Raw genomic sequence first — 21,812 nt, 5'->3', positions numbered from 1 at the left:
TGTTTATTACAAAAGAAAATGCCTTTCCGACAAAAAGTTGGAAAGGCATTTTTCATATTATTTACTTAACTGTAGACTCTTGAAGCTTTTTCTCAAACAACTCCAATAACTGCTCACGCAATTCTGGACGTTTTAGAGCAAACTCAATCGTCGTCTCGATAAAACCGAACTTCTCTCCGACATCAAAACGTTGCCCATCAAAGTCATAAGCATAAACTGACTGAACTTCGTTTAACTTCTGAATTGCATCCGTCAACTGGATTTCTCCACCTGCTCCTAGTTGGTGTTGACCTAAGTATTCAAAGATTTCCGGGGTTAATATATAGCGACCCATGATTGCATAATTTGATGGGGCTGTTCCGGCTGTTGGTTTCTCAACAAACTTGTTAACTTGAATCAATTTGCCGTCTATTGAAACAGGATCAATAATACCATAACGGTCAGTGTCTTTTTCAGCCACTTGTTGAACACCAATCACACTCTTGCCTGTTACTTCATGTTGATTCATCAATTGAGCTAAACATGGCTCATCATTTTCAACAATATCATCACCTAGCAAAACAGCAAATGGTTCGTCACCAATAAACTTACGAGCTGACCAAATCGCATGACCTAAACCAAGAGGCTGTTTTTGACGAATAAAGTGAATTTCTACTTTAGACGTTTCTAATACAGAATCCAACATATCCATCTTACCTTTTTTCATCAATGTGTCTTCAAGTTCGAATGCATGATCAAAATGATCTTCAATTGCACGCTTGCCTTTACCTGTAACGATAATGATATCCTCAATACCAGAAGCAATGGCTTCTTCAATTATGTATTGAATTGTTGGTTTATCAACGATTGGTAACATTTCTTTAGGCATAGCTTTAGTTGCAGGAAGGAATCGTGTTCCTAGACCAGCTGCAGGGATAATTGCTTTTTTTACTCTCATTTTTGCACCTACTTAAGTTTTCTATGTTTCTCTTTTATTTTGGAACACTTTTTGATTCTTCACTGATAAAACAACCTAATTTATAAATTATTATAAAACGAAAAATCTAAATATTAGAAATCACTTCTTTTATTTTCACATTTCTCTTCATTTTTATACTATAGTATTTAATAATAGGTCTCTCAATATAGAATGTTAAGAATGTCGCAATAATAATAGATATACCCACTGGAATTAATAAATAAATTTCACTGACCAAACCATTTCTCTCCATTATATTAATTGCTATGTAACCCAAATTTTGATGAATTAAATATAAACTATATGAGATAGCACCTAGAAATCCTAGAGGTTTGATTTTTAGTATATTCAATTTATCATTTATCATTAAGAAAAAGATGAAAAAGAAAGATGTAGTTACAAGGCTAGGTATAAGGTCATTAAATGCATATTGATTTATTAAACACCCTATCAAAATTAAGTAATATTTAATTTCTGCTTTTTCTCTAATTAAATAAAACATGACTCCAGCAATAAAAAGGTGACTGTATGATGATATTAAATATATTAATAAGAATTTAAATATAATTTGTCCATTTGTTAATATATAAAATTCTTGAATTAGAAATGATACTATTAACCAGGTTGATAAAACTGCGAATATTTTCTTCTTAAGACCAAAAAATATTATGCAACCTATTAATATATAAAAAGTAATTTCAATTGTCAGGCTCCAATATGCACCATCGACATGTTTTATTCCTGGAATGAAGCCTTGTAACATTGTAAGATTAAAAATGCCCTCGAATACAGAAACCTCTCTACCTTCTAATCCATATAACTTAACGAGTATAAACGTTAATATAACTGCTATTAAATAGGCAGGATACAGTCTTAAGGCTCTTTTTTGTGCAAATTCTTTAATACTTTTAGTTCGTAGCATCGTCATAAAGATTACAAAACCACTAATCATAAAAAACAAATCTACACCTAAGCTTCCATATTTAAAACTAATATAAGAGCTTTTTTCATGTCCAAAAAGTTCTTCATATCTAGTAGTATAATGAAAAAATACTACTGCCAAGGCTGCTAATCCTCTTAGAGCATCTAGTTCTTCTAATCGTCCTTTAGATTTCATCAATTCACAGCCTTTTTTGTAAATAAATTTTTTCTAATACCATTTTTTAAAACCCCATCCCCCTTATAAGGTGTGTTACATATGTACAGTGATGATATAAAATTTCTTTATTCCGAAATAATTCAAAGAAACTGAATTGACTTTTTAATATGAAACACTTCAATTAATTTCATTAATAATTAATAATTCATATTTAAAACTAATTGGATAATTAAAGTAGTATAAAATAAGATTTTTGTGATTTTTTTATATTTTCCCATAATATTCACAATACCAGTTTGTGAACCTCTGCAGTCCTTCTTCTATAGATGTTTTCGGCTTAAATCCAATAGCTTCTTCCAATAATTTAGTGGAAGCATAAGTAGCAGAAACATCCCCAGGCTTAATTGGTTCAAATTTCTTTTTAAACTCAATTTTTCTGTCTAAACTATTGCTTAAACACTTTTCAAGTGTTTTAATAAATACCATTAGCTTTTCTGGGCTACTATTACCTATATTAAAAATTTTATGCGGAACTTCACCAGCTTTACTACTCGGCGGATTAATTAAAAGACGCTGAATACCTTCCACAATGTCATCTACATAAGTAAAGTCGCGGTACAAATCGTTTTCAAAATCCCCATTATTAAAAATCTTTATCTCTTCATCTGCAAATAGTTTGTCTGTAAATCCAAAATAAGCCATATCAGGTCGTCCCAGTGGCCCATAAACGGTAAAGAATCGAAGTCCCGTTGCAGGAATATTATATAGATGGCTATATGTTTGAGCCATTAATTCATTCGATTTTTTTGTAGAGGCGTACAATGATACTGGGTGATCTACAAAATCTGTTTCTTCAAAAGGAACTTTCTTGTTTGCTCCATATACTGAACTAGATGAAGCGTACAACAAATGATCTACCGGGTAATGACGGCAAGCTTCTATAACATTATAGAAACCAATAATATTGCTTTGAATATAGACATCTGGGTTTTCAATCGAATATCTTACACCAGCCTGAGCTGCTAAATTTACAACAATATTCGGTTTATATTCTTCAAAAAGTCTCATTATTAATTCTTTTTCAGCAATATCCCCTTTAATAAAAGTGAATTTTTCATAAGACTCTAATTGACTTAAACGATCATATTTTAATTTGACATCGTAGTAGTCGTTAAGATTATCGATTCCCATTACTTTACAACCAGAGTCTAATAACTGTTTGGAAAGATAATAACCAATAAAGCCAGCGGCACCGGTTATCAAGTAACTTTTCTTAGAGTTTAACGGCTTGTAATTCAAGCTTTTTCAACTCCTTAAGCGCATCTTTATTTGCAGAGGCTCTGCCGACTGAATAATACTCTACACCAGCTTGTTGCATCTCTTCGACATCATTAAGATTACGACCATCATAAACCAGAGGTGTTCTCATTATTTTTTTGTATGATTGTACCGCTATCGCTTTGATTTCGTTCCATTCAGTAAAAATGAAACATACATTCGCACCCTCTAAAGCTTCTTCTGGGTTTGAAACATACTTTATACTTCCATTGCCAATTTTGCCTTCTGGAAAGACTTTAGCAAAATTCTGAGTCCCTATTGGATCATATGCAAATATATCCGCACCTTGTTTTAATAATAAAGGTACATTTTCTAATGAGGGGGCTTCTCTTAAATCATCGGTTCCTGGCTTAAAAGTCAACCCAAGTACAGCTACTTTTAGTCCATTAAATGTAATTAGTCGTTTACTTGCTTTTTTATACATTAATGTTTTTTGTGCTTTATTAACATCAATGGCAGCTTTTACAGTCTTCAAATCATAACCATTTTGTGTAGCTAAATACTCAAGTGCCTTAGTATCTTTAGGGAAACAAGATCCACCATAACCAATGCCAGCATTTAAAAATTCACCGCCAATACGATTATCAAAACTCATACCTTTAGCAACATCTTCAACATCTGCCCCAACCAATTCACAAAGGTTCGCAATATCATTCATGTAAGAAATTTTCAATGCTAGAAAATCATTAGAAGCATATTTAATCATTTCTGCCGACTTTCTATTTACTGAGACAACTGGTAAGTTAAATGGCTCATAAATTTTTTGCAAAAGATTCTCTGCCCATTCACTTTCTGTACCTATAATAATTCGTTTTGCATTCAACGTATCATGCACAGCAGATCCTTGTGCTAAAAATTCAGGGTTTGAAGCTACTTCTACTCTTACATCATTAATCAAGAAATCGTGAATAAATTGCTCTACTTTATCATTCGTTCCGACTGGCACAGTAGATTTTACTGTAACTAAACAATCTTTTTCAATAGTCTCAGCAATTTGACGAGCGACCGTTGCTATATATGAGAGATTTGCAGAGCCATCTTCATTTTCCGGAGTACCTACACCGATAAATACTGCATCTGCATCTTTATAAGCTGATTTATAATCAGTTGTGTACTCTATTCTACCTGCCTCATAATTTTTCATCATAAGTTCTTCTAGTCCAGCCTCATATATCGGTGATGTGCCTGATCTCATCAAGTTCACTTTTGCTTCATCTATATCAACACAGACTACTTGATGTCCTCTTTCAGCAAAACATACCCCTGCTACTAGACCCACGTATCCTGTTCCTGCCACTGCTATTTTAAACACCCTAACCCCACCTTTTGTTGTATTCTTCTATCTATAGTTTTATAGTAATTTGAAAAGTTTCTTACCTTCTAAAATATGTACAACTTTGTTTAAGTATTTATTGTTGACAACTTTAAATATGGCTATAATTTCTTTCCGAGGTTGATCGTATTGTATAATAAGTGCTATATATGTACCTATGCAAAGAATTATTGAACTAATTTCCCACCAGTAACTGCTATTCACCATCATTAATAATTTAGCTATTCCAAACATTATAAAAGAGGAATAAATTGCTGGAAGGGTATTTTTGATAAAAATTAGTGAAGAAAATTTAAAAACTACATGCATTATAATTAAATTAGCAGCAATTAATTGTAATTTTATTATAGATCTTCCATAAACTAAAGCTTCAAAACTATAGTTAACAGTTATCATTAAAGTAGGTATTAAAAATACTAAATGTAATAATTGTACAAGCACCGACAATTTCGGTTTACCTTTGGCTCGATAAATCTCACTAAAGAACTGTCCAAAAACTATGGTGATTGCACTTGTTAACCCCCACAGTCCCACAAAGAGACTTGCTTCTACCCACTGACTACCAAGTAACAATTCAGTGATTAAATTTCTATACACATATATACCTACCCCCATAGGTAACATGACCATCGATATAAGACGCATAAATTTCATAAAAACTTCATAGAACTCTTTGTCATCATTTTGTAACCGTGATAGTGATGAAAATAACACTGAAGTAGTGGCAGTAGTTATAATAGCCAAAATACCACTAATAGTTGTTATAGTAGTCTGATATAATCCTAAATAATAACTGTTTAATGTATTAGCTACTATAAAAACTCCAATATACGTGGTTAACCAAATAGAAAAGGATTCCAATAATGACCACATACTAAAGGAGAACATATTCTTTAACAAACCAAAACTATAATAAATTTGAGGTTTCCAATCAGATTTATAAGTTAGTAAAATAGCATTAAACAAGTTCCCAATAATCATGCCAACAATAAGCGACCAATAACTAAACTCTAATAACGCAAGCGGTATAGTTACAAAAAATGGAATTAGCACCCCTATTATCCGGACATAAAATAACGGCTTATAATTTAAATCTCTTCTGTAAACCGCCATTTGAATACTGGACAAAGAAGTTAATGGAATCGAAATGCTTGCTATTGCTATAACCCAACCCAATTCACTATTTCCTACCATTATTGCAATTTGATCTTTAAAGAATACTATTCCTAACCACAGAAATATAGAAATTATGAAATTAGTCCAAAAAGCAACGTTTGTGCTCTGAATTCTTTCTTCTATATTCCTAAATTCTTTCTGTATTAAATATTTTTGGAAACCTGAATCCGATAACATATCTGCAAAACTCGTTACTAAAATTACAGTTGCTAAAACCCCGAAAGCTTCAGGAGCTAGTAAACGAGCTAAAATCATATTAGTTATTGGAATTATTATTTTTGCTCCGAATTCTGTTATAGTAGACCACTTTACTGCTTGCCCAGTATTTGTTGTTAAATTATTATTTTTCATTACATCACCTATATTTAAATCGATTTATTTAATTATTATTTAGAATTTCAGTGAGTTTATTTTCGAATTTTTCATATGTGAATTCTTTGGCTCTTTCTATTGACTTACTGGAATAATATTCTCTTAAACTGGCATTTCCCAAGAATAATTTCATACCTTCAGCTAATATTCTCTCTGAATCTCCGATTACGTCAGCACTATAATTCAAATTCCCACTAACTTCTGGAGCAATTAAACCATAATCACATTTTTCGATACTATTTTCATTTTTGGGGTTATTTTCATGTAAACCAGAAATCGATAAAATTTCTCTTGGGCCTGACTTACAATCCACAGCTAATATTGGTAACCCAACTGCCATAGCTTCAACCATCGCATTTGGGAATCCTTCTGAAACAGAGGATAAAACGTATAAATCTGCTTCTTTCATGTATTTATAAGGATTATCTTTACCACCTAATAATGTCACATGTGACTCTATTCCAAGTTCACGGATTAATTTTTTCAGTAAATCTTCTTTTTCACCTTTACCAATTATGACTAAATTAGAGTTTGGAAAATCTTTCAATATAAGTGAGAAAGATTTGATAAGATGATTAAAGCCTTTTTGATTAGCTAGTCTGCCAACTGAAATAATATTTTTTCCGTTTTTTTTCATTTCAAAATCCTTAATTGGTTCATCTGCTTTTTTTATTATAAGATTAATATCGTAAGGATTATATAGATATTCACTTTTTTGGTTTTTCAAACAGAATATTTTGTCCGCATCTTTTTTAATCAACTTACTTACAGATACCACTTTATCTGCTTTATTATATGTCCATTTATCAATTGAATAATTTGCAAAGAAATTAGTTAACCAATCATATGACCTTATTCCTACTATAACTTTTTCTTTATTTTTTGATGCCACGTTAGAGAAATTTGCTGCAGTTCCAAAAGACATTACTATATCAGGTTTAATCATTTTCTTCATTTTTTTTACAGCTATAGTTCGTTTAAAAACGTTCAATATTTTCGGAATTTTCCCTTTTAAAGGAGGGCATTTTAAATCGATATATTCCGAGGACAATTTATAATCAGGGTTATTAGCATATAAAGTCACCAATATTACCTCAAAATTCTTTTCTAATAATTTTTGAGCAATAAAAACTACCCTTTCCATACCACCATAATTTAAACCTGTATTTAATAGCACTAACTTTTTTTTCATAAGATCATCCTTCTTTTAATTACTAATCGGAATTATATTCAGAGTTCTTTGTTTTTATGACAGCTGGTACGCCAACAGCTAAGCTATTGGGAGGAACATCTTTAGTTACAACAGCATTTGCTCCAATTATAGAATTTTCTCCAATAGTAATTGGTCCTAGTACGCAAGCGCCTGCGAATACTACTACATTTTTTCTCAATATAGGTCCTCCACGATTAATAGTTTTACCTCCTACCTTTTTACCGTTTCCGCCCAAAGTGACATTTTGATATATTTTGCAATTTTCCTCTATTTTTACATCAGGATGAAAAACACACCCTAAACCGTTATGAACGAGTTCTACCGTTTCATTTATTTTAGAAGAATATAATATATCACAACCAAATACTGTTCTAAGAATCATATTATAAAATTTAGCTTTTTTTATTTTCTTATCATTATACGACTTTATGCTTAACTGTAATATTTTTTCGGCTTTCCTCATTGTCTTGCCTCCTATTAATTAATTGTCTATTACTATCTGAAGACAAAATAGTAATTATTACTATCACTGTTAAAAATCTTGAACTTACTATATCAGGTATTACCATTGCTCCAATCAAAATCACTATAAGAACCCAAAAGAGTTCACTCTTGTACTTAAGATACCTTTTTAATAGATATAAGAAATTTGAGTAGAATAAGATTGAACCAAATATACCTAACTGTACTAGATACTGCGCAATCATATTATGAGGTAGGACCATGCCTGTTATATTAGTCCAATTTGCAATGCCTAATCCAACTCCAAAAAAAGGATTTTCAGCAAATATTTTGTAAGATATTATTATTAAGTCAAAGCGCCCCGATCCCTCAAATATTGGTTGTCCTCCTCTACTCGCAATAATATACTGGAAGATGGAAGGGATTACTAAAAGTGCACTTGCTAATATAAAAATGGCCTTTAAATTACCTTTTAATAACTTTAGGAGTAAATATATTGCACTTACTAAAAGAAAAGCAAATAATCCAGTTCTTGAATTTACTGCTAATATAGATAAAATTAAATAGACTTCTAAAAAGATAAATGATAGAAAACCGACTTTCTTACCATTAAAATAGTCTAATAGAATTATCATTAAGCCTGTGGCTATATATAAAGTCGCAAAACTATAATCCCCCATTGTTCCCGCACTTACTATTCTACTTTGGCCGATAACCTCTAGATTACCTAAAGACAAAGAAAAAACTTCATAAACGCCTCTTTGTATAAATACCACTGTAGAGAAAGAAACAACACTTATTATATAGTATCTTTTCAGTTTTAAAAGGAAGTGATCATCTGAAAAACGTATTAAGTTGTCTCCGATAAAAAAAGAAGTTAAAAATAATATAATAGTAAAAAGCTGTTTCAAAGTATCAGTAACATCTATACTTTGAAATAAAGTAGAAAATCCAAAAAGGAAAAATATTATAATAGAATAAAAATAAAAGTTTGGTTTGAATCCTTTGGTTAAAATAATAATAACAATACAAAATAGAATTAAGTTAAACCAAGTTATTGGCAGACTCGAGTAGCTTGTACCGAGAATCGACACAAAAGAAGACGGCACGTATATACATAGTAGAAAAGAAAAAATTTGTATATACGTGTATTTTCTTTTATTTCTTATCAAAAACCAAAAAAACCATGTTATTCCAAATGAAAATATTATTAGATTATTCATCATTTCATGAAACAAAAAGATAAAATTCAAAATAAAAATCATAAAAAGTTCGATTTTATCAATTTTTCTCTTTTCATACCTATGCCTAATTCCATTTATCGTCATTTAACCCTCTCCAACCATTTCACAATACATCCGGAGCATACTCTCTTTATAATAATCATAATTATCTAGAAACCTAGACCTTATTAAAGCCCCATTAGACTTTTCTAGAAGATAATCATTATTAACCAGCAATTTTTCTATTTCTTTAATATAATCAATATCGTTATTACATATTTTACCACAACTTTCATTTACAATATTAGGCAATCCCCCTACATTTGGACACAGTACTGGAAGACCTAAAGCTAATGCTTCAATTGCTGCTAAACCGTAGCCTTCCCATTTGGATGTCATACATAAAATTTTCGAATTACTCAATATTTTATAAGGATTCTCTATAAATCCTTCAAGTTTTATATTAGTAGTTAAAGAAAATTCTTTTATGAGATCTTCACACTCTTCTCTTAAAACCCCATCCCCAATCATTACGACCGAAATTTCGGGAACAACTAATTTTATGTCTCGGATTAATTTAATAAATTTCAAAGGATTTTTAGGTTGTGCTAACCTACCTAAATATGCTATATCATAAATTCCATTTTGTTTTTCTGTCGAATTCGCACTTGAAATAATGTGTTTTAAATCAACAGGATTATTGATAACTTTAGATTTCTTATCAATTATATCCTTAAAGAAAAATTCATTAGATATTGCTGAAGATACAGTTAATATATTACTAAAAAAGAATGTACTTGTAGCATACATTAACGATTTTATATTAATTCTTTTCATCCATGGTGGATTACTGTGCAAATGACTTACAATAGGAACCTTCCGAGTTGCGAAAGTACTTATTACACTAGCATTCGCATCATGAGCGTGAATAATGTCAGGTTTAAAATTGCGTATTACTTTATTTAGCTCTATAAAAGTTAATTTTTTCATGGGGAAATATAATATGTTTTTTTTGTTCAAAATGTTCGATATAGACCCTTCTCTACTACAATAAGCCATTTCAATATTTTTATTTTCTTTAAACATTTCGATAATCTTACATGCAACATTTTCAGCCCCAGAGAACTGACTACTTTGCAATACATGTAAGACTCTAATTTTAGCCATTTTTTCTCTCCGTTCACTCAACTTTTAAATAACTCAGTTACTTTATTGGGGTAGTTCTTTTATATATATATCTAGCATCAGAGCTTTGATATTTTCCACATCATATTCCCTAATTTTCTCCAAATTTTTCTTTCCCATAATTTCGCGTTTCAATCTATCTTTTGAAAGAACTTCTATAGCATTTGTAAAACCATGAGTATCATTTAAGTTAACTAAAAATCCTCCATTACCACTTTCTATTAAATCAGTATTACCTCTTATTTTCGATGCTATACAAGGTAAGCCTGATGCCATTGCTTCCATCATAGATCTAGGCAACCCTTCTTGTAACGTAGTAAATAAGAAGATATCCGAAATAGTAAGTAATTCTTTAATATCTGATCTGTGTCCAAGAAATCGAACTTGTTGTTCCACGCCTTTTTCTTTAGCCAGTTTTTTTAAATTTTCTAATTCCGGTCCTTGACCGCAGATTAAATAATACACATTAGAATTTTTGGTCATAGCAAGAGCTTCAATTGATAAAGTATAGTTTTTTCTCTTTATCAAGTCTCCCATCGATATTAAAATAACATTGTCTTTCTCGAGTCCGAGTGACTTTCTTAATTTATCTTTATCAATTGTAATATCTTGATATTCATTTGTATTTATTCCTACACCTGGTATAGAATAAACACTTCCTTCATTTTTCAGTTTAAATTTTTTTGCTGCAAAGTAATCTTCTTCATTAATAGTAATTATTGAATCAGTATGATGGGCTAGCCATTTTTCAATATTCCTATACAATATACGATTGATTAAAGGCGCGCCTTTATAAAAATGAAATCCGTGAGCAGTATATATTATTTTTGACACATTCGCTTTTCTTCCACATATTCGACCCAAAATGCCACCTAAGGGTGTATTGCAGTGTATTACATCAAATTTTTCAGTTTTAATTAAGTCATTCATTTGCTTAAAAGCTTTTATATTCTTTAAATTCAGTGGATTTCTAATCATATCTATATGATGCAAAGTTACTTGATATGATGAACTCGACTCTTGATATCCTGAATAATTTGCTGCCATATGGAAATCATACCCCTGTGCTTTAGCAGCTTCAATTGAAGGAATAGAAAAATTGGTAATTTTGTTACTAATATTACTTACAAATAAAATTTTTTTCATTATTTAGACCTCGTACTTGAATTTGTATATAAACCATCCTTGAGCAAAACAGTTCTAATTGTTTTAAAAAATATCTTAATATCTAACCAGAAATTCATATTATTTGCATACCATGCATCTTTTAATCTTTTTTCTCTGTTTGAAAGTCCATTTCTGTAATAAGCCTGTGTAAAACCTGTAATTCCTGGCTTTACTTTCATTTTATCTAATTCGTCATGCTTAAAGGTCTCGATAACTTCTGATAAGCTAGCTCTAGGGCCAATGAGGCTCATATCCCCTTTTAATACATTTAATATTTGAGGTATTTCATCAATACTTGTTTCTCTCATGAATTTCCCTACTTTAGTAACTCTATTATCGTTTCTATCATTATATGTACTTCCATCGTCATTAAATAAGACAGGAGCATTTTCTTTCATTGAACGAAATTTATACATCTTGAATAGCTTTTTATTTTTCCCTATCCGATCAGCTTGGTATAGAATACGACCTTTATCATCTAGTTTTATTAATAACCCAAAAATAATATATAAAAACAAAAAAAGTGGCAGTACTAATATACTGAAAGCAACATCAATAAATCTTTTTGTAAATATCTGATACATTAATTTCTCCTCACAAACTAGTATTTTATTAAGAAATAACCCTCTCGATATTCAAATCAATAATTCTCTTAACACTATCACAACGATTTTTAACTTCTTCTAGGTCATCACCTTCTGCTACTATGTAACCGTGTCCGTCTAAATTATTTCTATACTCTTTTATAACGCTTCCTTCTTCTAAATTATGGTATATTTTAACTTTCTCCCTTTCTTCTATTTTATTAAAACTTGGTAAACTTAAAACTAGACCTGGTTTCAATGCTAGCAATCTTGTAACAACTACTTTTGTTGCCTTCATTTTCATATCCACCGGATTACCTACGGATGAGTGAATTAAGTTCCCTATATAGTCAAACTCTCTAGCTTTTGGAATAATATGAGAGCCAATTAAATTACCACCCATACGAACTCCTATATCAACTATACAAACATGATTATCTTCAGTTATTAATACATCCATATTTACTGCTCCACAATCTATCCCTAAAACCTCAATTGCTTTTTTTACAACATCTTCAACTTTTTGCTTACTATTAAGTTGGCTAGGCATAGAATGACCTAATTCTGCATAAATTGGAGGTTCAGTCATATATTTATCTAAAATTCCCAATATATATACTTCCTTATTATATATAAAAGTTTCTATACCATACTCTTTACCGCTAATAAAATCTTCTATTAATGCCTTGCCAATTAATGATGAACTTATTGCATCTGTACATGCTTTTTTTAGATCCAATATCGTATCTACTCTTTTTGCCGCTTTACTACCCGACCCATCACAAGGCTTAACCATAACTGGAAACCTTATTTCAGCACTTATTTTGTATAAATCAGTAGTATTAGAGATTTCGAAAAACTGTTTTACATCATCGATTTTATATTTATTGAGAACCCGTCTAACCTCGTATTTATTTTTTATTAATTTTGCTACTTCGTAATTAATTCCTGGGAGATTCATTTCTTGTGCAATATAAGCAGCAGAAAGCACACCGTAATCAGTAGCTGCAGTAACTACCCCATCTACATCATGCTCTAGTGCGAATTTTAAACATGCTTCTTGATCTACAATATCTATAACATCATAATAATCTGCATATTTGAACCCCACTGCATTGGGATTCCTATCTATTGTAAGAACATAGTATCCCAACTCTTTCGCTTTTTTTATTAAAAAAGATTGTAAAAATCCTGATCCTAATACTAAAATTTTTTTCATTAAACTAAACCCTACTTTCCATCGCTAATTACTTTATGCGGTGTGATCAGATAATCTGAAGAATGAGCTTTTTCATTTATTCTTCTATAATTTCTGAATTCTTCAGGAGATAATTTCTTAAAATATCTCTTAAGACCATTTATTTGTTTACCTTGATATCCATTTTCAATTAGAAATATAGCTGTAGGTATCAAATGAGCACATAATTCTGCAGTTCTTCTATGTATCACAGAGGGTGTTTCTTCTAAAAATAGTTGGTGTCTACCTTGAACAATGATATTACCATCATCAAACTTCTCATTCATAAAATGAATGGTAGCACCATAAAAGCTCTCACAATTAGCCCAATAATGCATATATGCTCTGCTTCCTCTATAATCCGGCAGAATAGAACCATGACAATTAATTGAAGGATATTTAAATAGATTGAGAAATTCTAAAGGAATTTTATGTGGCCAGCCACAACTAATTAGTAAATCAACTTTATGATTTTGAGCAATAGTTAAACTATCTTCATCATTTAATTTTTTATTAGTAAATATAACTATTTCAATTCCCATATTTTTAGAGTATTCATAACATACTCCTTCATCTTTTTCAGTAAATAAAACTAATTGAGTCTTTTGAAAAATATTCATATTAAGCAATGTTTCAAGAATTATTTTAGGTTTTAAAGCGTTGGCAGAGCCAAGTATTGCTATCTTTTTCACTATTTCACCTCATTTATTCTGTTTTATTTACAATATGGCTTTTTTAAAACAATCAATTATATAGTTTATATCCTTCTCATTTAATAAAGTATGCAACGGTAGTGTGATTTCATTTTCGTACATACTTAAAGAATTCGGAAAATCTTTAATATCAAATCCAAGATTTTTGTACGCCGTCAACATCGGTAATGGTTTGTAATGTACATTACAAGAGATACCCATTTCAGCCATTTCAGTCATAATTTCATTTCTTTTCATCGCATTAATACCCGGAATTCTTACTAAATATAAATGACCGGAAGAGATGTATTCTGAACAGAAATGCGAAAGAGTTTCTAGCCCTGTGTTTTTAAGTCCATGTTCATACATTTCGATAAGCTCACGTCTTTTGATTTTCAGCTCTTCATACCTGTTTAGTTGCTTAAGACCAATACTAGCCATAATATCAGTCATATTACATTTGAAAGCAGGTAAAAGCACATCATATTCCCATGAACCCTTCTGAGTTTTAGCCAAAGCATCTTTCGATTGTCCATGGAGTGAAAGTAGCATATATTGCTTATAAACATATTCAGTATCTAAGCCAAGATCGCTTCTCCATGTAACAGCACCTCCCTCAGCAGTAGTTAAGTTTTTCACTGCATGGAAGGAAAAACAAGTGAAGTCCGCCGCTTGACCACTATTTCGTCCATTCCTTGATGCTCCAAACCCGTGTGCAGAGTCAGCAATTACAACTGGCCGTCCAATTAATTCTTGAACTGGGTTATTAGCTTTAAAAATCTCTTTTTTATTATCTATGACTTTATAAATCATATTATAATCACACATAACCCCAGCAATATCCACAGCAATAATAGCCTTAGTTCTCTCAGTAATAACTTTTCCCATTTTAATATAATCCATTTCGTACGAATCAGGTGCTACATCTACTAATATTATTTTAGCGCCGACATGATGAATAACAGAAGCCGTAGCGGTGTAAGTATATGCAGTTGTGATTACCTCATCACCTTCTCCAACCCCTAACATACGTAAAGTCATTTCCATAGCTGCTGTTGCAGAGTTTAAACAAGCCACTTTTGTAGTACCAATATAGTTTGCCAATCTTCTTTCAAATTCTTTAGTTTTTGGTCCAGTAGTAATCCATCCTGATTTTAATGTATCTACAACTTCTGCAATTTCTTCATCTGTAATATCAGGAGGAGAGAATGGAATATTTCTTATTTGATCTGTTTTCATTGAAATAACCTCACTTTATATATTCGATTTTCATTAAACGCTTCTATAACCTTTCAGCTCAAATACTCTCTACTCGCATATTTTCTACATCTACATTCTTCCGATTAGCCAACCTGATCAAAACTTCTTTGACTTCTTCATTCGGCATTTCAGGCAACTTCTTTAAAAGATAAGTTAACTCACCCTCACTAACTGGATTCGCCTTTCCAATATAAATCTTAGGGAATACTTGATCTGTCTGAATTTCGTTATCATTAAGCAATTCTTCAAACAACTTTTCACCTGGACGAATACCAGAGAAGTTAATACCAATTTCCCCTTCAGCGTACCCAGAAAGTCGAATCAAGTTCTGTGCCAAATCAACAATTTTAACAGGTTCACCCATATCCAAGACAAACACTTCCCCACCTTCAGCTAATGTTCCAGCTTGAATAACTAAACGCGAAGCTTCTGGAATGGTCATGAAATAACGAGTCATGCGCGGGTCTGTTACTGTAATCGGACCACCTGCAGCGATTTGTTTTTTAAATAGAGGGATTACCGAACCACGTGATCCTAGTACATTCCCAAAGCGTACTGCAGCGAATTTAGTGTCACTTCGTTTTGCTAAGTTTTGAACAATCATTTCAGCAAATCGTTTTGTTGCCCCCATTACGTTCGGCGGGTTTACTGCTTTATCAGTAGATACCATAACAAAGTTGCCTACACCGTTCATATGTGCTGCTTCTGCAACGTTTTTCGTTCCATATACATTGTTTTTAACAGCTTCCATTGGATTGCTTTCCATAAGGGGTACATGTTTATGCGCCGCTGCATGGTAAACAACATCGGGTTTATATGTATTCATAATATCCATCATTCGCTCACGGTCTTGTACATCGGCGATAATTGGAATGATTTCAGTGTCTGGTGCGATTTTTTGACGTAGCTCCATATCGATCAAGTAAATCGAGTTTTCACCATGTCCTAAAAGTAAGAGTTTTTTTGGACCAAAGCGTGCGATTTGACGTGCGATTTCTGAACCGATTGATCCACCAGCTCCTGTTACGAGAATTGTTTTACTCGTCAACTGATTGGCAATCTTATTCATATCGAGTTTGACTTCGTCGCGACCTAACAAATCTTCAATTTTGACATCTTGAATGTCTGTTACCGATACTTTACCGGTCATAATGTCTTCGATAAGTGGAATGGTCTGCGTCCGGATGCCAGAGTCCATACAAGTTTTGATGAGCTCAGCCGTTTCTTGCTTGCCGAGTGAGGGGATGGCAATGATGATTGTGTCGATCCGATTGTCTTTAGCGATAGTAGCCACATCTTGTGTGCTGCCATGGACAACTCGAACGCCGTAAATATCGAGGCCTTGTTTGTTTTTGTCATCGTCTACATATAATACTGGTAATAAGCCATTTTCAGGATTTGATAACAATTGACGCGCTACGAGGCTGCCGGCTTTACCTGCACCAATGATGAGCGTGCGTTTTAGTTCAGAATCCTTGTGGCTATTTCTTTTATCTCGTAACATGCGCCATGACAGACGCGAGCCACCGATTAATAGAAGGTGAAGCATCCACGTAATGATTAATGCGCGGAACAATACATCGCCTCTATAAGCGTATTGCACGATACCAATGACAACGATCGACCAAGTAACTGCTTTAAAAATCGACGTTAATTCACCGATTGAGGCATACTCCCAAACTTTACGGTACAAGCCGTAGTACATTGCTAGCGCATGGTGTGCGATAAAAATAGTTAGCGCACTTGCTAGGAGAAACTGGTTCTGCATCACATCGTTATACGGGTAGAGCACATAATAGCCGACAAAAATAGAGAAGAATACGATGAGTGAATCGACAGCTAGTAATAATGAAACGCGGTTTTTTAATGACAAGAGGGTCAGTCCTTTCGTTATCCAGTACTTTTGACTTAACTGGGCAAAAATCTTCCCTCATTCTAACATACTACTAACTGGAAATGAAAGGATTTTTTAAACAAAATAATACTTTTTTATTATTAATCAAGTAAAAATATTCCACCATTTTCCCTTGGGGATGTCTTCTGGCTCTAATACGTGGAAATGTTCATCCAGTATAATGCGCTCGTTGTTTTCAAGGAAGATGTCGACCATGTCGTGTCGGTTCTTTTTCTCTAAGTAATCGAGTCCTTTGTTAAACAGGAATGGACGTTTGTCTATACTATGGACATCTGAACCATAAACATGAATTAAGTTTGCATCAATTAAGTTCATGGCCGTACGCTGAATCGATTTGCCAAAGTGACCTGAAATTGACCCTGCAGTGACTTGTGCCATCGCGCCGTGAAGCAAAAGTTTTTTCAAGCGTTCTGGTTTTTCGATAATGCCTTGGTTGCGTTCTGCGTGGGCAATGATTGGTACATAGTTTTTCGTAATTAATTGCTGAATAATTGGTACGGTATACGCGGGAATACCTGATGAAGGCAATTCTAAAAGCACATAGCGCGAACCCGCTAATGTTAAGGCTTCTTGTGCAGCTAGTTTTCCTGGCAATTTCTCACTTAGACGGCATTCTTGTCCGCTGTAGATCGTAAGCGGAAGCTGCTCTTCTGCGATATAGCTATTTACAAGTTCTAACTGTCTATTTAATGCCGCAAGATTCGTTTGAAAGTTTGGATGAAAAGCATGTGGAGTGGCAATAATTCCCGTTAATTGTTCCTCTATTGCTTTTTCTAATAGGCGTTTTGTTTGCTCCATTGTTTCTGCACCATCGTCAAGTCCAGGCAAAATATGAGCATGTGTGTCGATCATCGTTTCGTCCTCCTTTGGTGCTTGAAAAAAAGTAAAAAGGGCGTGCCCTTTTTACTCTGCGTTTCCGTAATATTGATAGTAGTAGCTATCTTTTGGCAACTCAAAATTATTCAATACCGCACCGATTAAGCGACTATTGGAAGATTCGATTGCTTCTTTTGCTTTTAAAGCTTTGTCTTTTTCCGTATTTCCAGAGCTGACAACAAGAATCGTCCCTTCGCATTTGTTCGCCAAAATCTGTCCATCCGTTACAGATAAAACAGGCGGGGCGTCAAAAATGATTAGGTCATACGTATTTTTAAGCTGAGCAATCAATGTGTCCATCGATTTAGAAGCCAGTAATTCTGCCGGATTTGGTGGAATTGGACCACACGTCATTAAGTCTAAACGTTCTACCGCTGTTGCACGAATAACTTCTTGAATTGAACTTTGGCGCGTCAAAACACTTGATAAACCAATCGTGTTCCCCATACGGAATGTATAATGCGTAGTCGGTTTACGCATATCACCATCAATTAATAATACCTTCTTACCTTCTTGTGCAAATACAACAGCTAAGTTTGCTGCCGTTGTTGACTTCCCTTCTGAAGGTGCAGCTGACGTAACAACCATTGTACGGATTTCAGAATCTGGTGATGAAAAATTGATATTCGTGCGCAATGTGCGAAATTGCTCAGTTACTACTGAACGAGGTGTTGTAAATGCAATGAGTTTACGTGCAGTTTCCTGCAAGACTTTTTTCTTTCTAGCCATTGCGTTATCCCGCCCTTCTCTTCGATGATGTAGTTTGTTCTAATTTTGCTTCTTCTTTAATCGGAGAAATAACACCGAGTAACGGAATGTCTAAAATTTCTTCAATATCTTGTTGGTCTTTAATCGTTGTATCTAAGTATTCAAGTAGGAATGCGATTCCGACTCCAAGCATCATCCCAATTACAGCCGCTATAGCCATATTCAACTTGGGATTTGGTGCAAACGGTGATGGATTATCTTTTAATACAGCCGGAGACAAAATCGATACGTTATCGACATTCATCAAGTTTTGAATCTCGCCTTCAAATACTTTCGCAGTTGTGTTAGCAATGTCTACTGCTTGTGCTGGGTTTTCATCTTGTACCGTAATATCCACTACTTGAGAATTTTGAGCAGTCGCAACGGTAATTTTGCTGTTCAGTTGTTCTACAGACATATCAAGGTCCAGTTGGCTAGCTACTTCATCTAATATCGCTGGGCTTTTAATAATAACTGAATATGTATTGATCAATTGAAGATCGGTTTGAATGTTTTGGTTTGTTAATTGGGCAGCTTCCGATTGTTCTTGGTTTACCAAGATTTGTGTGGAAGTCTGATACATTGGCGTTAGAACTAAGAATGATACTACGCCTGCAATGGTAATAGCTAAAATCGTCATAAGTGCGATTAATCCAGCCCGTTTTTTCAGGGTCTTAAAAAGGTCTTGTAAACTGATGGTTTCTTCCATTTTAATAATTATCTCCTTTTATTTCATATTCTTATCATTTTTTGATCCATAAACAACTTAAATTAGTATAGCATAGGAGAGAGTCAAAAGAACTTCCAAATTTGAAAAGTTTAGTAGGCTATTAGAATGATTTATGCTATCTTTATTTGTAAGTATAGGTGATTTTTGAAAGGGGTAAGTTGATGAATTTGTATAAAATTGGAGCTGTCGTTGCTGTTATTATTTGTGTTATTGCCCTAGTTTTTAGCTATTTAACGTGGCAAGACAAGCTCGAAAATGTGTTAGCTCCACCGGAAGCTGTAAGCGCTAAGAGTGAGGATCAGAAAAAGGATAAACCAAAAGAGGTAAAAAGTGACAAAAGTGTGAACATCGATAATCTTATCTCGAATATGGATCCGAAAGTCCAAGACTTGTTCATCGAGCGAAATGAAAATGGTAAGAGTTTAAAAATGCTAATTGCAGGTTCTGCAGCGTTAGAATCAGGTGATCCTGGGTACGCAGAACGTTTAGAAGCTTCATTAGAAGAAGCGTATGCGGACTTTATCGAAGTAGACATTCTTCCTATAGAAGGTACTTCTGAATCTTTGCTTGATGTGGATCTTTCTTCAGGTTATGACTTAGTCCTTCTTGAGCCAATGACTTTGATGAATAATGATCGTGTTACTATTGAAGTAGAACGGGAGCATATTAACGAGTTTGAAGCTAGATTGACTGAGGAAGTAGAAGATGCCCTAGTGGTTCTTCACCCTTCTCAACCGATATTTGGTGCTGGTTATTATTTAGCTCAAATTGCTGCTTTAAAAGAATTTGCACAACTGTATGATTATGCTTATATTAATCACTGGAGCTCTTGGCCAGATACAGACAATGAGGTCTTAAAAGATCACTTAACGGAAGATGGTCTTCCAAACAGCAAAGGCGCAGAATTATGGGCAGAAGAACTAGAAGCGTATTTTATCGCTAACTAAAAGGAGAATCCTCTAATGGGCAGAAAAGACAAGAAATTTAAAAAGAAGAAATGGCCTTGGATTCTTGGAATACTCGGAGTCATCGTTGTCGGTCTCGGGATTTATCTATTTACGATTTATAATAGCTTTACGAATACATTAGACGAAATTCACGAACCGATTGAACGTGAAGTATCAGAGAAACGGACGATTGATCAAGAAGTTGTGTTAAATGAAAAAGATCCGTTTTCAGTATTGTTGCTTGGTGTGGATGAGCGTGAAGACGATCGAGGACGTTCAGATACAATGGTTGTGATGACGGTTAATCCGGCTGATGAGTCGACTAAGATGGTATCGATTCCTCGTGATACGTATACGGAGATTGTTGGACGCGGTACGACTGATAAGATTAACCATGCATATGCATTTGGCGGCATTGAAATGTCGATGGCAACGGTTGAGAACTTGTTAGATATTCCGATTGACTATGTGTTGCAAGTGAACATGGAAGGCTTCCAAGATATTGTTGATGCTGTTGGTGGTGTTGAAGTGAACAACTCGTTAGCATTTGATGAGTTTAAAGAAGGTAAGATCGAGTTAGACGGCGAAGAAGCGTTAGCGTATGTACGTATGCGTAAGCAAGATCCTGAAGGTGACTTTGGTCGTCAAAATCGTCAGAAGCAAGTGATTCAAGGGATTATGAAAAAAGGTGCATCGGTTAATAGTTTGTTGAATTATAAAGATATTTTCAACGCACTTGGTGATAATGTGCGGACGAATATGACGTTTGATGAAATGATGGATGTGCAGTCGAATTACCGTGATGCGATTGGTACGGTTGATCAGTTGATGGTTGAAGATGGTACCGGAGAGACGATTAACGGGATTTGGTATTATATGATGAATGATGCGGAGTTAGCGGAGATCCAGTCGACGTTGAAGACGCATTTGAATATGTAAGATGGAGAGCACAGCCTGTGAGGGTTGTGCTTTTTTGTTTGTTTAGGATTTGTGGGTTCTAGAGTCGCTTCGCTCGCTTTGGGCGTGGCTTTCGCACTGAGCCGAGAAGAACACTCGTCTCATTGCTTCGCCTAGCCCTTGGCGCTCCTCAGCTTTTTTAGGGGGCTAGATAGTTAGCAAGCTTATTCTTTTTGTGAGTAGTAATTGCGGGATTCTGGAGGCGCTTCGCTCGCTTTGGGCGTGGCTTTCGCACTGAGCCGAGAAAAGCACTCGTCTCATTGCTTCGCCTAGCCCTTGGCGCTCCTCAGCTTGGGGTTTGGATATGTAGAGTGCTTAAAATTTCGAGTGGATAGTTCAAC

Annotated in this window: 20 protein-coding genes; 2 read left to right on the top strand and 18 right to left on the bottom strand. The window is 33.8% G+C overall.

The features are described from left to right. Positions 1-61: 61 nt before the first annotated feature. The 18 genes from galU to GPDM_RS02845 all read right to left on the bottom strand — a co-directional run bounded on the left by galU (position 62) and on the right by GPDM_RS02845 (position 19,546). Positions 62-937 (bottom strand): UTP--glucose-1-phosphate uridylyltransferase GalU, encoded by an 876-nt coding sequence (gene galU, locus GPDM_RS02930; RefSeq protein WP_008428804.1) that lies wholly within the window; start codon positions 935-937, stop codon positions 62-64. A 106-nt stretch (positions 938-1,043) separates the two neighbouring features. Continuing rightward, positions 1,044-2,075, bottom strand: a complete 1,032-nt coding sequence (locus GPDM_RS02925; protein WP_008428803.1) for an acyltransferase family protein — start codon at positions 2,073-2,075, stop codon at positions 1,044-1,046. A gap of 246 nt (positions 2,076-2,321) precedes the next feature. Continuing rightward, the gene (locus GPDM_RS02920; RefSeq protein ID WP_008428802.1) at positions 2,322-3,356 is read right to left on the bottom strand and encodes a GDP-mannose 4,6-dehydratase; all 1,035 of its coding nucleotides are present in this window, start codon (positions 3,354-3,356) and stop codon (positions 2,322-2,324) included. Next, on the bottom strand, positions 3,331-4,707 hold the full coding sequence (locus tag GPDM_RS02915; protein ID WP_008428801.1) for a UDP-glucose dehydrogenase family protein: 1,377 nt from the start codon (positions 4,705-4,707) through the stop codon (positions 3,331-3,333). Before GPDM_RS02915 ends, GPDM_RS02920 begins: the two co-directional genes overlap by 26 nt. A gap of 39 nt (positions 4,708-4,746) precedes the next feature. Beyond that, positions 4,747-6,255, bottom strand: a complete 1,509-nt coding sequence (locus GPDM_RS02910) for a lipopolysaccharide biosynthesis protein (protein WP_008428800.1) — start codon at positions 6,253-6,255, stop codon at positions 4,747-4,749. 28 nt (positions 6,256-6,283) lie between these two features. Then, the gene (locus GPDM_RS02905; RefSeq protein ID WP_008428798.1) at positions 6,284-7,468 is read right to left on the bottom strand and encodes a glycosyltransferase; all 1,185 of its coding nucleotides are present in this window, start codon (positions 7,466-7,468) and stop codon (positions 6,284-6,286) included. 22 nt (positions 7,469-7,490) lie between these two features. Continuing rightward, entirely contained in the window at positions 7,491-7,952 is a 462-nt protein-coding gene (locus GPDM_RS16925) for a serine O-acetyltransferase (protein WP_008428796.1), read from the bottom strand. Continuing rightward, positions 7,906-9,279: an O-antigen ligase family protein gene (locus GPDM_RS02895; protein ID WP_008428794.1), complete on the bottom strand. Its 1,374-nt coding sequence runs from the start codon at positions 9,277-9,279 to the stop codon at positions 7,906-7,908. The genes GPDM_RS16925 and GPDM_RS02895 overlap by 47 nt, the downstream gene beginning before the upstream one ends. Continuing rightward, positions 9,280-10,341, bottom strand: coding sequence for a glycosyltransferase (locus GPDM_RS02890; RefSeq protein WP_008428793.1), 1,062 nt, complete (start codon positions 10,339-10,341; stop codon positions 9,280-9,282). 42 nt (positions 10,342-10,383) lie between these two features. Then, positions 10,384-11,505, bottom strand: coding sequence for a glycosyltransferase family 4 protein (locus GPDM_RS02885; protein ID WP_008428791.1), 1,122 nt, complete (start codon positions 11,503-11,505; stop codon positions 10,384-10,386). Beyond that, positions 11,505-12,110: a sugar transferase gene (locus GPDM_RS02880; protein ID WP_008428788.1), complete on the bottom strand. Its 606-nt coding sequence runs from the start codon at positions 12,108-12,110 to the stop codon at positions 11,505-11,507. The genes GPDM_RS02885 and GPDM_RS02880 overlap by 1 nt, the downstream gene beginning before the upstream one ends. A 28-nt stretch (positions 12,111-12,138) precedes the next feature. Beyond that, positions 12,139-13,329 carry an ATP-grasp domain-containing protein gene (locus GPDM_RS02875; RefSeq protein ID WP_008428787.1) on the bottom strand — a complete coding sequence of 397 codons (1,191 nt, stop codon included), beginning with the start codon at positions 13,327-13,329 and terminating at the stop codon, positions 12,139-12,141. An 11-nt stretch (positions 13,330-13,340) separates the two neighbouring features. Beyond that, complete coding sequence (locus GPDM_RS02870) at positions 13,341-14,039, bottom strand: formyltransferase family protein (RefSeq protein WP_008428786.1); 699 nt, start codon at positions 14,037-14,039, stop codon at positions 13,341-13,343. 27 nt (positions 14,040-14,066) lie between these two features. Next, positions 14,067-15,278, bottom strand: a complete 1,212-nt coding sequence (locus tag GPDM_RS02865; RefSeq protein ID WP_008428784.1) for a DegT/DnrJ/EryC1/StrS family aminotransferase — start codon at positions 15,276-15,278, stop codon at positions 14,067-14,069. A 58-nt stretch (positions 15,279-15,336) separates the two neighbouring features. Further along, positions 15,337-17,172, bottom strand: coding sequence for a polysaccharide biosynthesis protein (locus GPDM_RS02860; protein ID WP_008428782.1), 1,836 nt, complete (start codon positions 17,170-17,172; stop codon positions 15,337-15,339). 126 nt (positions 17,173-17,298) lie between these two features. Continuing rightward, complete coding sequence (locus tag GPDM_RS02855) at positions 17,299-18,066, bottom strand: tyrosine-protein phosphatase (RefSeq protein ID WP_008428780.1); 768 nt, start codon at positions 18,064-18,066, stop codon at positions 17,299-17,301. A 51-nt stretch (positions 18,067-18,117) separates the two neighbouring features. Then, positions 18,118-18,819 carry a CpsD/CapB family tyrosine-protein kinase gene (locus GPDM_RS02850; RefSeq protein ID WP_008428778.1) on the bottom strand — a complete coding sequence of 234 codons (702 nt, stop codon included), beginning with the start codon at positions 18,817-18,819 and terminating at the stop codon, positions 18,118-18,120. Positions 18,820-18,823: 4 nt separating this feature from the next. Further along, a complete protein-coding gene (locus tag GPDM_RS02845) occupies positions 18,824-19,546 on the bottom strand; it encodes a YveK family protein (protein ID WP_008428775.1) in 723 nt (240 codons plus the stop codon). A 182-nt stretch (positions 19,547-19,728) separates the two neighbouring features. Between GPDM_RS02845 and GPDM_RS02840 the strand changes: the two genes are divergently transcribed. After that, on the top strand, positions 19,729-20,514 hold the full coding sequence (locus GPDM_RS02840; protein ID WP_008428773.1) for an SGNH/GDSL hydrolase family protein: 786 nt from the start codon (positions 19,729-19,731) through the stop codon (positions 20,512-20,514). Positions 20,515-20,529: 15 nt separating this feature from the next. Then, positions 20,530-21,453: a polyisoprenyl-teichoic acid--peptidoglycan teichoic acid transferase TagU gene (tagU, locus tag GPDM_RS02835; protein WP_008428770.1), complete on the top strand. Its 924-nt coding sequence runs from the start codon at positions 20,530-20,532 to the stop codon at positions 21,451-21,453. Positions 21,454-21,812 lie beyond the last annotated feature (359 nt).

It is taken from the genome of Planococcus donghaensis MPA1U2 (genome assembly GCF_000189395.1).
Classification (GTDB): Bacteria; Bacillota; Bacilli; order Bacillales_A; family Planococcaceae; genus Planococcus; species Planococcus donghaensis_B.
This window is presented reverse-complemented; position numbering and strand designations above follow the sequence as displayed.

Coding starts and splice junctions, on each gene's coding strand:
- GPDM_RS02850 (WP_008428778.1), bottom strand. CDS start 18,819: ATGGCTAGAAAGAAAAAAGTCTTGCAGGAAACTGCACGTAAACTCATT.
- GPDM_RS02845 (WP_008428775.1), bottom strand. CDS start 19,546: ATGGAAGAAACCATCAGTTTACAAGACCTTTTTAAGACCCTGAAAAAA.
- GPDM_RS16925 (WP_008428796.1), bottom strand. CDS start 7,952: ATGAGGAAAGCCGAAAAAATATTACAGTTAAGCATAAAGTCGTATAAT.
- GPDM_RS02890 (WP_008428793.1), bottom strand. CDS start 10,341: ATGGCTAAAATTAGAGTCTTACATGTATTGCAAAGTAGTCAGTTCTCT.
- GPDM_RS02880 (WP_008428788.1), bottom strand. CDS start 12,110: ATGTATCAGATATTTACAAAAAGATTTATTGATGTTGCTTTCAGTATA.
- tagU (WP_008428770.1), top strand. CDS start 20,530: ATGGGCAGAAAAGACAAGAAATTTAAAAAGAAGAAATGGCCTTGGATT.
- GPDM_RS02875 (WP_008428787.1), bottom strand. CDS start 13,329: ATGAAAAAAATTTTAGTATTAGGATCAGGATTTTTACAATCTTTTTTA.
- GPDM_RS02865 (WP_008428784.1), bottom strand. CDS start 15,278: ATGAAAACAGATCAAATAAGAAATATTCCATTCTCTCCTCCTGATATT.
- GPDM_RS02895 (WP_008428794.1), bottom strand. CDS start 9,279: ATGACGATAAATGGAATTAGGCATAGGTATGAAAAGAGAAAAATTGAT.
- GPDM_RS02855 (WP_008428780.1), bottom strand. CDS start 18,066: ATGATCGACACACATGCTCATATTTTGCCTGGACTTGACGATGGTGCA.
- GPDM_RS02885 (WP_008428791.1), bottom strand. CDS start 11,505: ATGAAAAAAATTTTATTTGTAAGTAATATTAGTAACAAAATTACCAAT.
- GPDM_RS02925 (WP_008428803.1), bottom strand. CDS start 2,075: ATGAAATCTAAAGGACGATTAGAAGAACTAGATGCTCTAAGAGGATTA.
- GPDM_RS02905 (WP_008428798.1), bottom strand. CDS start 7,468: ATGAAAAAAAAGTTAGTGCTATTAAATACAGGTTTAAATTATGGTGGT.
- GPDM_RS02910 (WP_008428800.1), bottom strand. CDS start 6,255: ATGAAAAATAATAATTTAACAACAAATACTGGGCAAGCAGTAAAGTGG.
- GPDM_RS02840 (WP_008428773.1), top strand. CDS start 19,729: ATGAATTTGTATAAAATTGGAGCTGTCGTTGCTGTTATTATTTGTGTT.
- galU (WP_008428804.1), bottom strand. CDS start 937: ATGAGAGTAAAAAAAGCAATTATCCCTGCAGCTGGTCTAGGAACACGA.